This is a genomic window from Bradyrhizobium vignae (assembly GCF_004114425.1).
Taxonomy (GTDB): domain Bacteria; phylum Pseudomonadota; class Alphaproteobacteria; order Rhizobiales; family Xanthobacteraceae; genus Bradyrhizobium; species Bradyrhizobium vignae.
Genome location: NZ_RDQF01000002.1, coordinates 129902 through 145843 on the forward strand (window position 1 = coordinate 129902; position 15942 = coordinate 145843).

Consider the following 15942-nt stretch of genomic DNA (forward strand, 5'->3'; position numbering starts at 1 on the left):
TTTGAGTGCTCGCGTTTCGATTAGCGATTATCCGAAGGAAATCTTCGGGTTTTGGATCCAGTCGTAAGCGGCATTTAGCGTCGCCAAGGCGTCGCAACCGACGTGAATGAAGCTGCCGATGCCAGCCCGCCGAAACGCGGCCTCGAATTGAGGGGGAGGTCCCGCCAAATAGATGTGCCTAGCGCCGACTTGCTGAAGCGCTTGGGCGGAGATCTCGGCGCGTTCCGCATAGATCTTATCGCTGGAGCAAAGGCAGGCGAGTGCGGCACCAGAGCCCGTGAATGCGAGGGCGAGCTCGGCTGGGTCGGCGACGCCTGCGCCGTCGATAGCCTCAATTCCTCCGGCTTCGAAGAAGCTCCTCGCAAAGCTCGCGCGGGCCGTAAAGTCGGTCGGTGTGCCCAGACTAGCAAGAAACACTCGCGGCCGCACGCCGCATAGCTTCAGTATGGCATCGGACTTGTCGCGGAGCGCTTCAAATGGTTCTGAAAGCCGGATCGGCGGTAGTGCATCGAATACGAATCTCTGGCCAACCTCAGGCGGAAGAGCCACCGGTGTTACGTTCAGTACCGACGCTGCGCCTTCGCCAAGGGTTGCGAACTCGCTTACTCCAGTCAGCGGCTCGCGGCGCTTCGCGAGATTGGCATCGCGCGCTCTGCGCGTAGCTATGATCTTCGCCTGAAGCGTTCCCTGTTGGAGAGTGGCAAAGATGCCTCCGGCATCTTCAGTCTCCTGAAAGCTCCTCCAGGCCGCCTCGCAAAGCTCTATTGTTAGCGCCTCAATGCCGCCAGCACCTGCGGCAGGATCGCTAACCTTGGCCAGATTGCTTTCCTCCAACAGCAGAAGCTGCGTGTTACGCGCCACGCGCCGCGCAAACGCGTCCGGAAGGCCTAACGCCAACGTGTGCGGGAGAATCGTGATCGCATTGGCACCGGCGATTCCCGCACAGAATGTCGCCAAGGTAGCGCGCAACATGTTTACGTAGGGATCGCGCCTGGTCAACATGCGCCAGGAGCTGTCGGCCGCAATGAACAGCGGCTTTGGCTCAAGACCACACGCCGATTCGATGCGCGCCCAGAGTAGTCGTAAGGCGCGGAATTTGGCTATAGTCAAAAACTCGTCTGCGTCAGCAGCGAGCCGCGCATAAATCATACTTCGTGCTTGATCCAGCGGAATGCGCCCCGCTTCCATAGCGTGCAGATATGCCACCCCGCAGGCAAGCACGAAGGCAAGCTCCTGCACTTCCGAGCCGCCGGCATCGTGAACGATACTGCCATCGCTCACGGCGAACGGCCCCTTGAACCCCAGCGCTACAAGCCCTTTTATCGTGCTGGCAACGGTCCGCGCGATTTCGTCCCAAGTGTATGGACTGCGTCCGCGAAGGGCGCACGCGCCCAGCGGATCGAGCCCGAATCGAATGTCGCAGATGGCTGGATCGAGGCCGACCGACCTCACATATTCCGCGACATGGATCGCGGTCTTACGCCCTTGTGTACCAATCTGAAGTTCAATCCCAATGCCGGCATCAAGGTGGACGTCCTCTAAAGCTTTGGCGACGGCACCCGCCGTTTGATCTAGACCGAACCCGCGGCTGCAGTTAGCCCCGGCAAAGACGAGCGCCAGGCCCGTCGCTCCATTCTCCAGATCCTGAAGGGCTTGCCTGTTTGCCGTTGCCGCGTCTGGATGATCGATGCGCTGCATGATCTGCCAAGGGGCCGCGGGTGCCCGCCCCACGATCGGCGTGACGTCTTTCGCGCGGCGGTAAATCGGCTCGATTCTCAAGTCGTCGTACGTCTTGCCAATCAGCGTTTCGAACGGTGCTCCCTTTAGCACGCCATCGACCAGCTTGCGCCAGTCCTCGTGTGAAGCGGGCGCAAAGCCCGATGCCAATGCAAATAGTTCGGTATTCATCAACTCCACCCCGTCCCAAGTGAGCCGAGCCGCCCAACGTCACTTCTGTCTAGAGCTAACCGGAAGTCCTGCAGGCGGCTGCCCATCTCAGGTCGCGATCTTTGCGGTACTCAGGAAAACTCCAAAATCAGCGCGTCGACCGCAAGCGTCGCGCCGGCGCTGGCGTGAATCTTCTTCACGGTGCCGTCCTGCTCGGCGCGCAGCACGTTTTGCATCTTCATGGCTTCGACCACCGCCAGCGTCTCGCCGGCCTTGACCTCCTGCCCCTCGGTCACCGCGATCGAGACCACGAGGCCCGGCATCGGGCACAGCAGCTTCTTGCCGGTGTCGGAGGCCGTCGTCACCGGCATCAGTCGCGCCGAGGTCGCTTCGGTTTCGGTCCAGACATAGACCGGCACCTCGACGCCCTGATGCGCCAGACGAATGCCGTTCGGGATCGGCCGCGCCTGCACCGCGACGAAGTGGCCGTCGATGGTGCCCTGCCAGACCGGATCGCCCGGCTCCCACGGCGACTGCAACAGATGCGCAGCGCCGGCCTTGCCTTCGGCGTCGACGAAGCGGATCGCGATCGCCTCGCCTTCGCGGCCGACCTCGAGCAAGATCTCCTGGCGGTCGAGCCAGACTGCGCGATGCCGCTCGCGCTGCACGACGCGGCCGCCCATCTGGCCGGAGATCTGCCGCTTGCGCGCCCCCAGCACGTGATCGATCGCGGCGCCGACCGCGGCGATACGACGCGCAACCTCGCCTTCGGGCACGCGCACCGCAAAACCCTTGGGAAATTCCTCGGCGATGAAGCCGGTCGAGAGCCTTCCCTCGCGCCAGCGCGGATGATGCATCAGTGCCGACAGGAACGGGATGTTATGCCTGATCCCGTCGACATAAAACGAGTCCAGCGCGGTCGCCTGCGCCTCGATAGCGGCAGCGCGCGAGGGTGCATGCGTGACCAGCTTGGCGATCATCGGATCGTAGTGGATCGAGATCTCGCCACCCTCCTGCACGCCGGTGTCGTTGCGTATGGTGATGCCCTCGTGGCTCACTTCCGCCGGCGGACGATATTTCACGAGCCGTCCGATCGAGGGCAGGAAGTTGCGGAACGGATCTTCGGCGTAGAGTCGCGACTCGACGGCCCAGCCCGTCAGCGTGACGTCCTTCTGCGCGATGGCGAGCTTCTCGCCGGCGGCAACGCGAATCATCTGCTCGACCAGGTCGACGCCGGTGACGAGCTCGGTGACGGGATGCTCGACTTGGAGGCGCGTGTTCATCTCCAGGAAGTAGAAGCTCTTGTCCTGGCCGGCGACGAACTCGACCGTGCCGGCGGAATCGTAATTCACGGCCTTGGCCAGTGCGACCGCCTGCTCGCCCATCTTGCGGCGGGTGGCCTCGTCCAGCAGCGGCGACGGCGCTTCCTCGATGACCTTCTGGTTGCGGCGCTGGATCGAGCACTCGCGCTCGCCGAGATAGATCACGTTGCCATGCTTGTCGCCGAGCACCTGGATTTCGATGTGGCGGGGATCGACGATGAACTTCTCGACGAAGACGCGGTCATCGCCGAACGAGGCCTTGGCCTCGGCCTTGGCGAGGTTGAAGCCCTCGGCGACCTCGGCTTTCGAATGGGCGATGCGCATGCCCTTGCCGCCACCGCCGGCCGAGGCCTTGATCATGACGGGGTAGCCGATCTCGTCGGCGATGCGGACCGCGTGCTTGTCGTCCTCGATGACGCCGAGATAGCCCGGCACGGTCGAGACTTTTGCTTTTGCGGCGGCCTTCTTGGACTCGATCTTGTCGCCCATCGCCGCGATCGCGCCGGGGTTCGGGCCGATGAAGACGATGCCGGCGGCTTCCAGTGCGCGCGGAAACGCTTCGCGCTCGGACAGGAAGCCGTAGCCGGGATGCACGGCCTCGGCCCCGGTCTTGCGGCAGGCCTCCACGATCTTCTCGATCACCAGGTAGCTCTCGGCCGCGGCCGGGGGGCCGATCAGCACCGCCTCATCGGCCATCTCGACATGGAGGGCATCGCGGTCGGCCTCGGAATAGACCGCAACCGTCTCAATTTTCATCTTGCGGGCAGTCTTGATGACCCGGCAGGCGATTTCGCCGCGATTGGCGATCAGAATGCGTTTGAACATGCTTTTCACAGAGGCAGATTGTCGTGCTTCTTCGCCGGCGCTTCGACCTTCTTGTCCTTCAGCATCGCCAGCGCCCTTCCGATCCGCTTCCGCGTCGAGTGCGGCGTGATGACATCGTCGATATAGCCGCGCTCGGCGGCGATGAACGGCGACAGGAAACGGTCCTCGTATTCCTTGGTGCGCGCGGCGATCTTGTCGGGATCACCGATGTCGGAGCGGAAGATGATCTCGACCGCGCCCTTGGCGCCCATCACCGCGATCTGGGCGGTCGGCCAGGCGTAGTTCATGTCGGCGCCGATTTCCTTGGACGCCATGACGTCGAAGGCGCCGCCATAGGCCTTGCGGGTGATGACGGTGACCAGCGGCACGGTGCACTGCGAATAGGCGAACAAGAGCTTCGCGCCGTGCTTGATCAGGCCGCCATATTCCTGTGCGGTGCCGGGCAGGAAGCCCGGCACGTCGACGAAGGTGACGATCGGGATGTTGAAGGCGTCGCAGAAACGGACGAAGCGCGCCGCTTTCCGCGATGCGTCAGAGTCGAGCACGCCGGCCAGCACCATCGGCTGGTTGGCGACGAAGCCGACGGTGCGCCCCGCGATGCGGCCGAAGCCGGTGACGATGTTCTTGGCGAAGGCTTCCGCGATCTCGAAGAAGTCGCCCTCGTCCACGACCTTCAGGATCAGCTCCTTCATGTCGTAGGGCTTATTCGGATTGTCGGGGATCAGCGTATCGAGCGACATGTCGACGCGACCGATATCGTCGAAGCTCGGCCATTCCGGTACGCCGTCGGTGTTGTTGGACGGAAGGAAGTCGATCAGGCGCCGCATCTGCAAGAGCGTCTCGACGTCGTTCTCGAAGGCGCCGTCCGCGATCGAGGAGCGCGTGGCGTGCACCGAGGCGCCGCCGAGTTCTTCCGCCGTGACGACCTCGTTAGTGACGGTCTTCACGACGTCCGGGCCGGTGACGAACATGTAGCTGGTATTCTTCACCATGAAGATGAAGTCGGTCATCGCGGGCGAATAGACGTCGCCGCCGGCGCAGGGGCCCATGATGACTGAGATCTGCGGGATCACGCCGGAGGCGAGCACGTTGCGGCGGAACACGTAGGAATAGCCCGCGAGCGCGGCGACGCCCTCCTGGATGCGGGCGCCGCCCGCGTCATAGAGGCCGATGATGGGCGCCCTCGCCTTCATCGCCATGTCCTGGAGTTTCGTGATCTTCAGCGCGTGCGTTTCGGACAGCGAGCCGCCGAACACTGTGAAGTCCTTGGCAAAGACAAACGTCTTGCGGCCGTTGACGGTACCCCAGCCGGTGACGACGCCGTCGCCGGGGATCTTATTCTTCTCCATGCCGAACTCGGTGGAGCGGTGCTCGACGAACATGTCGAATTCCTCGAACGATCCCTTGTCGAGCAAGAGCTCGATGCGCTCGCGTGCGGTCAGCTTGCCGCGGGCATGCTGCGCCTCGATGCGCTTCTCCCCGCCGCCGAGCTTGGCACCGGCACGGCAATCTTCGAGCCTGTTGATCACAACGAACATTAATTTCGGCCTCTTCTGAGCAGTCTCGGAGAGCGCAGACGTGTGAAATGCCTTCGTGGCCTGCCAAAGTGCAGTGGTTGGATCGAGCTAAGCTCTGGGCCCCGGTCACTCATAATCTTCGGACTGAAAAGGCAGTCCGGGAGGGCTTGATTAGACACAATCGGTTTTCCCCATTGGAGATGTCGGGCCGCCGCGCGAGACGCTCCGACGCGTTCGATCCCGACGGCACCGGTGGACAATAATCCACATGACTTGCTGTTTGACAAGCAAATATCGTCACCTATGATCGGACCAACGGCGGTCAAAGACTGGGAGATAGGCCCGCATTGGGTCCAGGGAGCGAGATATGGATCTCGATAATGCCGTGGTGTTTGAAAGGCTTGTACGGACACGAAGAAGCATTCGCGGTTTCTACCGGAACCCGGTTCCGCTGCAACTGATCGATCGAGTCATTGCGTTAGCGAAACGCGCCCCTTCTTCGATGGACGGCCAGCTTTGGCATGTGCAGGTTCTGACAGGCGAACCATTGGCGCGCGTGCGCGCCAGCAACATGGGAGAGATGATGGCTGGCGCTCGGGCAAAGCGAGATACTTTCACCCATCATGAGTACGCAGGTCGCCACCGAGACCGTCAGATCGGCGTGGCGAAGAAGCAGTTCCGGGCGATGGGCATCGAGCGGGACGACAGGGCTCGACGTCAAGACTGGACGCTACGCGGTTTCAGGCAATTCGACGCTCCGGTGTCACCTACCGACAAGGTCCTTGATCCGGGCGCAACCTGTCACTTCGATCTCGGCGCCCTTTGCTATGGGATCGTACTTGCCGCCTGGGATCAGGGGCTCGGAACGGTTGTCAACGGTCAAGGGATTGCGCGCTCCGATATCATCCGAGAGATTGCCTTTATCCCGGAGGGCGAAGTCGTGCTGACCTAAATCGCGATGGGGTATCCAGACGATAGCTTTCCCGCAAATACGGTCGAGTCAGATCGCGAGCCGAACTCGAATTCGTTCGCTACATAGGATTTGCGACAAATTGACAACGCTGGGTCGTCGACGGGGCCTGGCGCCGACCTTCCCAGCATAGAACTGGCGGCCTGTTCGCACCGGAACAGCACATCCAGAACAAGATGAGGCTACCAATCATGACCAAACCACATATTATCGATATGAGCGGAAAGGTAGCGCTCATCACAGGGAGCAGCCGCGGTCTGGGCCGCGCGATGGCGCTGGGCTTTGCCTCGGCGGGAGCGGATATCGTCGTCACCAGCCGGAAACTGGATGCGTGCCAAGCGGTCGTGCGGGAGATCGAGGCGCTGGGACGGCGGGCGATGGCCGTCGACTGCCATGTCGGCCGATGGGACGAGTGCGATAGATTGGCAGACGCTGCGTACACGCGCTTTGGTAAGGTCGACGTGCTCATCAATAACGCCGGCAAATCGCCTACCTATGATCGTCCGGTAGATATTGACCAACGGCTTTACGACAGCGTCTTCGACGTTAACCTGAAGGGCCCCTTTCGCCTCTGCTCTCTGATCGGCCAGCGCATGGTGGACGATGGCAGCGGGGTAATCATCAACATTTCGAGCACCGCCTCGATCCGGCCGCGCAAAAGCGTCATCACCTATGCGGCTGCAAAGGCCGGCGTGAATGCAATGACAGAGGCATTCGCAAACGCCTATGGACCGACCGTACGCGTAAACTGCATCATGCCTGGCCCTTTTCTCACAGACATCTCAAAAGCATGGGACATGGACGCATTCGCCCAGCGCGCGAAGGATGCGATAGCGATGAAACGCGGCGGGCAGCCGGAGGAGATAGTCGCTGCGGCGCTCTATCTTGCGTCTGACCACGCTAGCTTCACGACGGGTGCGACGCTGCGCATCGATGGCGGCGCGCAGTGATGGCTTACCTTCGGGCGGTATCCGCACCGATCTGCATGATTGCGATGAGCGGCGACACGTTCGAACCCCTGTTCGTGTCTTGAAGCTTGCACCGGCCGCGGAAAATTTGCACTGCGTCGCGATCACATGGCCAAGCGCAGGCCCCCGCTTTTGACTTTGCTGTGAGTTGAAGACCGGACTCCAATCCACTCGCTCAAGAGGACATTTTGTATGCTCACGAACGGAAGAAGAACAAAGACTTTGACGAAAAAGGTCGCTTTCGTCACTGGCGGCACAAGCGGCGTCGGGTTGGCCGCCGCAAGTGCTTTAGCGGCAGCCGGTGCATCCGTAATGGTATGCGGTCGCCGCCTCGAAGCGGGGGCCGAGGCGATTCGCCAGATTCAGTCGCAAGGAGGCGAAGCTGCATTCGTGCAGGCGGATGTGACGGTCGCTTCCGAAGTCCACGCCGCAATAGAAGCTACGACTTCGCGCTTCGGCAGACTAGACTTGGCATTTAACAATTCCGGAATCGCTGCACCCGGCGGCCGGCTTGCCGATCTCGACGAGAGTGACTTCGACAGGGTGATGACAACCAATGCAAAGGGCGTTTGGCTTTGCATGAAGTACGAAATCAAGCAGTTTATCAGGCAAGCCAGCGGCGGCTGCATCATCAACAATAGCTCGGTTCAGGGACGGATCGCGCTCGGGCTATCGGCGCACTACACGGCGTCAAAGCACGCTGTCGAAGGTCTGACAAAGGCTGCCGCCGTCGACTACGGTCGTAGAGGGATCCGGGTGAATGCAATTGCGCCCGGGATGTTGGATACTCCTTTGACCGAGCGACTGATGTCAGACGCGACCGCTCGAGAAGCACACTTCAGGCAGTATCCGATCGCGCGTCCGGCCAAATTGAGCGAAATTGCAGCGGCGGTCGTTTTTCTGGCGTCCGATCAAGCTGTATACATCAACGGTGTTTCCTTGCCGATTGATGGCGGTTATCTTTGCGGCGGCGAAGTGAACCGCCTCAACCAATGATCCTTCGCACCCGAAGACGACTGGCTTCGCAGGCGCCAACCTTGACTTCCTGCATCCCGCGGCACTCCAGGATCGATGCAGGTCACACAGGTGAGGCACGCTTGCGGGGCACAAGAGCTGAACGCACTACAACAGCGTGTATCCGCCATCCACTGTGAGTTCGGCACCCGTCATGAATTTGGATGCGTCAGACGCAAGAAACAGAATGACGCTTGCGATGTCGTCGACTTGCCCCCATCGTCCCATCGGAAAAAGTGTCTTCCCTTGCTCTATTCCCGCCTCGACGCTGGGATACGTCCCTTGCTCAACTGCTTGGTGCAGTCCGCTGGTGCCGAGGTCCGTCTCAGTCGGTCCCGGGTGCACGGAATTGACCCGGATCCTTCCCAATGGAACGCGAGCGAGCTCAACTGCAACGGCCTTCGTCAACAGCCGAACCGCCCCCTTCGAAGCTGCATAGGCCGAATGAGACCTGCCCACCACCTGGCCATATATCGATGACAAGTTAACGATGGAGCCACCATGCGGTGTCGTCTTTGCGGACTGCTGCATCAAAGGAACAGCGGACTGCATACCTATAAAGGCGCCTTCGACGTTAATCGCGTTGACGCGACGGAACTCCTCCAGAGTCGTCTCGAGAAACGGTCGGCTCAAAATGATGCCGGCGTTGTTCACTAGAACGTCTAGCCGCCCTTCATTCTTCTCCACGCTCGCGACGACCTGTTTCCACTCCTGCTGTGAAGTGACGTCATGGCGAATTGCTCTCGCCCTATCACCGAGCTGCGCAGCAACTGCCTTGACGCCCTTTTCGTCCACATCGGTCAGAACGACTCGAGCTCCAGCTTCACTAAGTCGCTCTGCAGTTCTCTTGCCGATTCCCTTCGCCGCACCTGTAATGATGGCAACACGGCCATCCAACTCAAATGCCACCTTGAAACCTCCCATGCTTGCAGTTCGGCCCGCCATCCGACCGACAAAATCTTCGACCAGCCAGACACAAACGCCATGCTGTGCACTTTGCGCAGTAGTTAGCCTTTGAATCGCGGAGCGCGCTTCTCGATAAAGGCCTGAAGTCCCTCCCTGAAGTCTTCAGTTTGGCCCGAAAGGTACTGGTTGCGGTTCTCCATCGCGATCGCCGCCTCTAGAGATGGTGCATCGACAGAGAAGTTGAGTCCCTCCTTCGTAAGACGCAGCCCCATCGGAGCTGTCGTGAGCATCTCGTCGATGTATGGCTGAGCGGCTTGCTCCAATTCATCGTCGGGGACAACCTCAGACACAAGCCCGACCGCCAGCGCCCGCTGTGCATAGATGAACCGCCCCGTCAGCATGAGTTCGGAAGCCAGTGAATACCCTGTCAATCGCGGCAGAAAATAACTAACGCCCATGTCGCACGCTGATAAGCCAAGGCGGATAAACGCGGCATTCATCCGAGCGGTCGTGCCGGCAATTCGAATGTCGGAAGCCAAAGTGAAAGCGAAACCGCCGCCACAGGCGGCACCATGAATCAGTGAAATGATCGGCTGAGGGCACCGCCGCATTTTGACATAAACATCGGCGAGGTAGCCCTGGAAATTGAAGCCGCCCGCAAACGGAATTCCCTCCTTCTCTCGCGCGGCCTTGATATCTAACCCGGCACAAAACGCGCGACCGGCTCCACGCAGAACGACAACGCGACATGATCGATCGTTGTAGAGCGCGTCGAAATAGTCACGAAGCTCCGTCACCATTAGCGTATTAATGGCATTCAGTGCTTCTGGCCGGTTCAGGGTAACCCACTGTGCCGCGCCCCTCACGTCTACTTCGATCGTTTGATAAACTCGTTTCAATCGAATCTCCTCTCGCTCGCTTGTTTCGATTGGCGAGGCGAACGTGCCGCATGGCCCTAGCGCACCCCCTAGTCAGGGCCGCGGCTCCTGGCGCGCTACATAACTGTTCTCAAGGTGCTGCATTGGGACGCCCCTGCGCGTTTATCGTCGGGCACCTATGCATCCGCTGGGCACTGAAATCGTCTTCCGGCGCTCTGGGCTGCTCCCAGCGCACTTGGTCTTGTGCACTCAATCCGCATCTACGGCCTTGTCTGCCCCGAAGCAGCACTTCGCGAGAAGCCGACGCCCGGCAGCATTCAGTGCATCTTGTAACGGATAGGTACCGACTTCGGCCCCGAGACGAAATTCGCCTTCGTCCGGGTCGGCGTCCCGGCAAGTTCGAGGCTTTCCAATCGGGGAAGAAGCTCTTCCCAGAAGATCTGCATCTCCAGGCGCCCAAGGTGTTGGCCGAGGCAAATATGCGCCCCGTAGCCGAAGGCAACATGCTTATTCGGTGTTCGGCTGATGTCGTACCGATAAGGATCTACAAACGCCGCTTCGTCGCGGTTGCCGGAAAGATAACAGAGCATTAGCCAGTCGCCCTTCGATATCTTTTGACCACTCAGTTCCGTATCAGCCGTAGCAGTACGCATGAAGTGCTTTACAGCGGTCTCCCAGCGCACCGATTCCTCGACGTGACCTGGGATCAGGGCTGGATCGCCTTTGAGTTTGGCGAACTGTTCGGGATTCTCGGCCAGCGCCCAAGCACCACCGGCAGTCGTATTGGCAGTCGTATCGTGACCGGCAGTCGCGACCAGTCCATAGTAAGATACCAATTCATAGTCTTGCAGATGCTGGCCCCCGATCTTTGCATTGGCTAGCACACTGGCCAAATCGTCACGCGGACACTTTCGCCGGTCGTTCACGACGGACGTGAAGTACTCACTAAGGTCACCCCGAAGCCGGTGGAGGTCCGCGATCCGTTCGGCTTCTGAAACTTGCTTGCCGGAGCGGTTCAAGTCCGGGTCAGTTGAGCTGAATGCCTGCTGCGTTAGCCTGAGCATCAAGGGTTCTTCGCTCTGGGGAAGCCCCATGATCTCCATAAGAACTCGCAGTGGATAGAGGAAAGCAATGTCTCGCGCAAAGTCGCAGCTCCCCCCTAAGTCCGCCATTTTGTTCACAAATTCGCGGGCGATCTCACGGATGCGAGGTACACGCTCCCTCAATTTCTGCGGAAGCAACACCCCCTGCGCGATCCGGCGATGAGCAAAATGATCCGGGTTGTCCATCCGCGTTAAGTTGCGGTTCAGATGCGGCGAACCACCCGTAATCTGCTTGATGTTCCTTTCAGCCTCCTTGCTAATGATCGTCACAGACCTATCCGCGTTATGGAACAGATCATTTTGGCGCTCGACTTCCAGAATGTCGGCGTGCCGGGTCACCGTCCAGAACGGCTCGTACCCACGAGGCTCGATACGGGTTAGGGGTGCTTCCTTGCGCAGCCAGCGGAGCGCCTCGTCAACCCGCTCGACTTCTGCATAAGCAAGCGGATCCACGATCGCATCGGCGAAATTCTGCGGAACCTGCATTTCACCGCCCTCCCTTTATATTTGCTGACCCGGAAAGACATCTCCTTCCGGCATTTTGATGCGCCTACTTATATCATTTACTTGTTGGCTGGTCAACTAATATGTTGTGGTATTCCAAGCGGTAGCAGAGCCCTGCAGAGCTTGGGCTTTTCCGCCAAGATCTGATGCGGCTCCGATCATGCGGATGTCATGGATCATCGCAATGGACGGGGCACATTGCGTCCCGGGCGCCCGTCAAGGGTTACAGGCGCCAAATGACGCAGCGGACTTCGTCACTCTGGTTTCGATGCGATTCGTTGCCCACGAAGACCCCGTTTGACCATGATCACAAAGGGCACCAGAAAGGCCGGAAGCGTCCGACAAAGCAACGGCCCGCAGCATCCAAATGTCAGACTTAGGTGGGATCCACTTCGACCATGTCGAAGTCGCTCTTTGGGGTACCGCACCCCGGGCAAATCCAGTCCTCTGGGATATCCGTCCAACGCGTACCGGGGGGGAGACCCTCATCAGGGGCTCCGACCTCCTCGTTGTACAAGAACCCACAAGTCAAGCACTGATACACCTTAAATGGTGCAGACACCTGGTCTAACTCAGCCACGAGTGCTCACTTTCCTCTTAAGACGCCCCATATTTGTCCCCGAAGTTGGGAACGCTCTCCATTGCCCGGCGCAGTCCAACCCTGTTGCCGCAAATCGTGCGACGCGCAGTGATGCGACGGCGTTCGTGTCATTCGCGGGCCAACTTTATCGAGCAACACTTATGACCTGCAGCTGCGTGAACTCCGCCAATCCCTCTTCGCCGAACTCAATACCCATTCCGGATTGCTTGCTGCCGCCAAACGGAATGTGCGGCGCCAGGCTACCGTGGCTGTTGATCCACACTGTGCCCGATTCGATGCGGCTCCCGACTTCTACTGCTCGGCGCTCGTCCCTCGACCACACAGATCCCCCGAGGCCCCAGGGACTGTTATTCGCCCGCTGGATCGCGTCATCAAGATCGGTGAATTTCATTACAGGCAGCACGGGCCCAAATTGCTCCTCATCCACGATCCTGACCCCGTCTTCGATGTCGCGTATGATCGTCGGACGAACGAAATATCCGGGGCCTTCGGTAATCGTGCCTCCCGCGATTACTTTTCCATGCAGCCGTGCGTCCTCCAGAAGCTCTTGAACGCGCTCGAACTGCACCTTGTTCTGTACTGGGCCGATCTGAACGCCTTGTTGCAATCCATCTCCGACGACGGCAGCATCCGCCAGTTTCGCGAGTTCATCGCAAAGCTCATCATAGACAGCTTCATGAGCATAGACGCGTTTCACTGCCACACAGATCTGGCCACTGTTGCGAAACGCCTGCTGGAAGATCTTCGGAGCGGCGGCCTTTGGATCCACGTCATCGAGGACGATCGCCGCATCATTCCCACCAAGCTCGAGGGTTACGCGCTTGAGCGTATCGGCAGCACTGGCCATCACCTTTTTGCCCGTCGCGGTAGATCCCGTAAAGGACACCTTGCGGACGTCGGGATGCGCAGAAAGCGCACCACCCAAATCATTTGCATCTGCGATGACATTAATAACGCCCGCAGGAACAACGTCACAGATCAGCTCTCCCAGTTTGAGTGTGCTGAGAGGCGTGGTCGCAGCCGGTTTGACCACGATAGTGTTGCCGGCCAGGAGCGCTGGAGGCATCTTGAAAGCCAGAAGAGCGATCGGGAAATTCCAGGGAACTATTGCTGCCACCACTCCCAGCGGTCGTCGGTGCGCTTCGACACGACGGGATTCACTTTCCTCGAGCAACTTCATCGGCAATTCCATCGGCGCGATCCGCCGGAATAGTCCGGCCGCACCCCGAATCTCCTGCATAGAGTCCGGAAACGGCTTGCCTTGCTCCTGGGTCAAAATGCGTGCCAACATTTCAGCGTTCTGATCGATAACATCTGCAATCCGCATCAGCACCTCGCGCCGCCGCTCAATTGGCGTGCTGCTCCACAGCGGAAATGCCACTTTTGCGGCTCCGACCGCGGAGTCGAGCTGGCGGTGTGAAGCTCGCGGGCATGACGCGACAATTCCCTCGGTTGCCGGATTGACAACGTTCATACTCAGATCGCCCGGAACCATTTTTCCGTCGATCAATAGCCTGAATTCGCTCATCAACCCTCTCCAGTTGGAAAAGCGGAGGCAGAGACCGAAAATCCCTCCCACCATGCCTGACGATGACTGTACCGATTGCTACCAGAGGCTCAGTACCTGCGCAAGATACTTGCTTATTAACCAACAATGATGCAAGGAGGAGCGACACCCGTGTCGCAGTTTCTTGACACGCAATGTTGGACGGTCTCCGAACCTCGTCGCCGGAGCTCCCCAAGAAATGAGACGGTCGCACGAGACGACCCTAGTGGGTTCGCGCTCGCATCTAACCTGCCAAGCCAGTAGCGGTCGGAATGATCAATAGGGAGGGACGTAGGATGAGAACGCCGCGCGAGCTGATCGTGATGTATTGGGATCGAGTTTGGAATAACGGCGAGCTCGAGCTCGTGCGCGAGATTTGTGGCGACCCAATAACACGACACGACGCATCGACCGTCATCAAGCTTAGTCACGATGAGCAGATTGAGCGTATTCGCTACCGACGAACTCAAAGCGAGCCTTATTTCACGCACGAAGTCGTCCTGGCTGATGATACCTTTGTCTGCTCGGTCTGGAATGCTCATACGCGCAAAGGCACGCCGATACAAAGATGCGGAATCGAGGTATTCCAGGCCGAAAACGGCAGACTTACACATTGCTGGAACTCGCCTTACATCTCAGGCCGCTGGGGCCGCGAGGGCGATCCCGCAGTTCCGGCGAACTTGAAAGCGCCGGAGATCCTGGACTCATTAGAGCAAATATCGCCAGAGTGGCTGCAACGATTGTTCGCCCATTCCGGCACCGAAGTCCCGCTCGTGACGATCGCCCGCAACGAGCAGATCGGACAAGGCACCGTCTGTAGTACAGCCAAGGTCAATATCGCTTACAACATACCGTCCCCCGCTCCCCAAACAGTGTTCGCGAAATTTCACCCGGCGTCACCTCACCTCGGTGCGAAAGCTGTGCGCTTTGGCTACTTCCCACGAGAGGTCGCAGCGTACAATCTGCTGAGCTCCGACCCGCCGGTGCAAATCCCCCGGGTATATCTAGCCCAAACAAACAAAGAAGGCACCAAGCTCAACCTGGTGCTCGAGGACTTGTCGCATCGTTGCCGTCTTGGAAATCAGCTGGACGGCTGCAACACCGCCGAGGCCGCCGCAGTCGTCGAGCAGCTTGCCCGGCTGCATCGCCGATTTCTAAATTCAAAGGAGCTCAACCAGATTACCTGGGGCGTCGAACAATGCTTCGACAAATCCCATCTAGAGACTTCATATTCCAGTGGCGCAACGATCTGCCACGATCGATTTGCGAATCAGCTTGGAAAGGCCGAGTTCAGCATCATTGACGAATTCGGGCCGCTGGTTGGCTCATGGTGGGACCGCAAATCCGACTTTCGAACTCTGCTTCACGGAGATCCGCGCGTGGATAACATCCTTTTCGAAATGGGGGCCGGCGGCAATCCATCCGCATATCTGGTAGACTGGCAACTAGCTCGTATCGGCGACCCGCAGATCGATGTCGCATATTTCTTGACCGGAAGCCTAAGCGCGCAAGATCGTCGTACCTGCGAGCGCGACCTAGTCAAGCGGCATGCAGCTTTGGTTCGCGAGATAGAGCCCTGCTACACCGACGAGATCGCAATGCACTCCTATCGCCTAAACACGGTGGCCGGACTACTTTACACCGTGGGTGCGGCCAACAAACTCCCGGAGAACCCGTCCATCGCCGCGCTCCTCCTTGCGCTCGTCAAGCGCAACTGCACTGCAGTCGAAGATTGGGGCTCACTTAACGGGTTACGGAGTCGATAAGTCTTGTCGAGCAGGCTTGCCGTCTACGGAGACAGCCCCTGGCCGTGTAACGGGGCTGTTACCGGCATTGGCGCGAGCTTTGGCGGCGAACCTCCTAAAGAAATCCGAGCCTCACATGCTCGAACAAAGAAATAG

General features: G+C 59.4%; 11 protein-coding genes and 1 pseudogene. 4 read left to right on the forward strand and 8 right to left on the reverse strand.

The features are described from left to right. Positions 1-27: 27 nt before the first annotated feature. The 3 genes from EAV90_RS02145 to EAV90_RS02155 all read right to left on the reverse strand — a co-directional run bounded on the left by EAV90_RS02145 (position 28) and on the right by EAV90_RS02155 (position 5572). Complete coding sequence (locus EAV90_RS02145; RefSeq protein ID WP_129142448.1) at positions 28-1908, reverse strand: methylmalonyl-CoA mutase family protein; 1881 nt, start codon at positions 1906-1908, stop codon at positions 28-30. A 110-nt stretch (positions 1909-2018) separates the two neighbouring features. Then, on the reverse strand, positions 2019-4034 hold the full coding sequence (locus tag EAV90_RS02150; protein ID WP_129142449.1) for an acetyl-CoA carboxylase biotin carboxylase subunit: 2016 nt from the start codon (positions 4032-4034) through the stop codon (positions 2019-2021). A 5-nt stretch (positions 4035-4039) separates the two neighbouring features. Next, positions 4040-5572: an acyl-CoA carboxylase subunit beta gene (locus tag EAV90_RS02155; RefSeq protein ID WP_129142450.1), complete on the reverse strand. Its 1533-nt coding sequence runs from the start codon at positions 5570-5572 to the stop codon at positions 4040-4042. 364 nt (positions 5573-5936) lie between these two features. Between EAV90_RS02155 and EAV90_RS02160 the strand changes: the two are divergent. The 3 genes and pseudogenes from EAV90_RS02160 to EAV90_RS02170 all read left to right on the forward strand — a co-directional run bounded on the left by EAV90_RS02160 (position 5937) and on the right by EAV90_RS02170 (position 8485). After that, positions 5937-6607 (forward strand): annotated as a pseudogene (locus EAV90_RS02160) (nitroreductase). Between the two features lie 105 nt (positions 6608-6712). Then, a complete protein-coding gene (locus EAV90_RS02165; protein ID WP_129142451.1) occupies positions 6713-7471 on the forward strand; it encodes an SDR family NAD(P)-dependent oxidoreductase in 759 nt (252 codons plus the stop codon). 240 nt (positions 7472-7711) lie between these two features. Beyond that, complete coding sequence (locus EAV90_RS02170) at positions 7712-8485, forward strand: SDR family NAD(P)-dependent oxidoreductase (RefSeq protein ID WP_208738457.1); 774 nt, start codon at positions 7712-7714, stop codon at positions 8483-8485. 126 nt (positions 8486-8611) lie between these two features. Here EAV90_RS02170 and EAV90_RS02175 read toward each other — a convergent pair whose 3' ends face one another. From EAV90_RS02175 to EAV90_RS02195, 5 genes are all read right to left on the reverse strand, one after another. Next, the gene (locus tag EAV90_RS02175; protein WP_129142453.1) at positions 8612-9427 is read right to left on the reverse strand and encodes an SDR family NAD(P)-dependent oxidoreductase; all 816 of its coding nucleotides are present in this window, start codon (positions 9425-9427) and stop codon (positions 8612-8614) included. 83 nt (positions 9428-9510) lie between these two features. Continuing rightward, entirely contained in the window at positions 9511-10308 is a 798-nt protein-coding gene (locus EAV90_RS02180) for an enoyl-CoA hydratase/isomerase family protein (RefSeq protein ID WP_129142454.1), read from the reverse strand. Positions 10309-10604: 296 nt separating this feature from the next. After that, positions 10605-11876, reverse strand: a complete 1272-nt coding sequence (locus EAV90_RS02185; protein ID WP_129142455.1) for a cytochrome P450 — start codon at positions 11874-11876, stop codon at positions 10605-10607. Between the two features lie 394 nt (positions 11877-12270). After that, positions 12271-12474, reverse strand: a complete 204-nt coding sequence (locus EAV90_RS02190; RefSeq protein WP_430644707.1) for a rubredoxin — start codon at positions 12472-12474, stop codon at positions 12271-12273. 145 nt (positions 12475-12619) lie between these two features. Beyond that, complete coding sequence (locus EAV90_RS02195; RefSeq protein ID WP_129142456.1) at positions 12620-14023, reverse strand: aldehyde dehydrogenase family protein; 1404 nt, start codon at positions 14021-14023, stop codon at positions 12620-12622. Positions 14024-14337: 314 nt separating this feature from the next. On the opposite strand from EAV90_RS02195, the gene EAV90_RS02200 reads away from it, so the two are divergent. Beyond that, on the forward strand, positions 14338-15807 hold the full coding sequence (locus EAV90_RS02200) for a phosphotransferase (protein ID WP_164936736.1): 1470 nt from the start codon (positions 14338-14340) through the stop codon (positions 15805-15807). Positions 15808-15942 lie beyond the last annotated feature (135 nt).

Bases quoted from the DNA above. Each gene is read 5' to 3' on its own strand.
- EAV90_RS02200 (WP_164936736.1), top strand. From the start codon at position 14,338: ATGAGAACGCCGCGCGAGCTGATCGTGATGTATTGGGATCGAGTTTGG.
- EAV90_RS02145 (WP_129142448.1), bottom strand. From the start codon at position 1,908: ATGAATACCGAACTATTTGCATTGGCATCGGGCTTTGCGCCCGCTTCA.
- EAV90_RS02195 (WP_129142456.1), bottom strand. From the start codon at position 14,023: ATGAGCGAATTCAGGCTATTGATCGACGGAAAAATGGTTCCGGGCGAT.
- EAV90_RS02165 (WP_129142451.1), top strand. From the start codon at position 6,713: ATGACCAAACCACATATTATCGATATGAGCGGAAAGGTAGCGCTCATC.
- EAV90_RS02185 (WP_129142455.1), bottom strand. From the start codon at position 11,876: ATGCAGGTTCCGCAGAATTTCGCCGATGCGATCGTGGATCCGCTTGCT.
- EAV90_RS02150 (WP_129142449.1), bottom strand. From the start codon at position 4,034: ATGTTCAAACGCATTCTGATCGCCAATCGCGGCGAAATCGCCTGCCGG.
- EAV90_RS02155 (WP_129142450.1), bottom strand. From the start codon at position 5,572: ATGTTCGTTGTGATCAACAGGCTCGAAGATTGCCGTGCCGGTGCCAAG.
- EAV90_RS02175 (WP_129142453.1), bottom strand. From the start codon at position 9,427: ATGGGAGGTTTCAAGGTGGCATTTGAGTTGGATGGCCGTGTTGCCATC.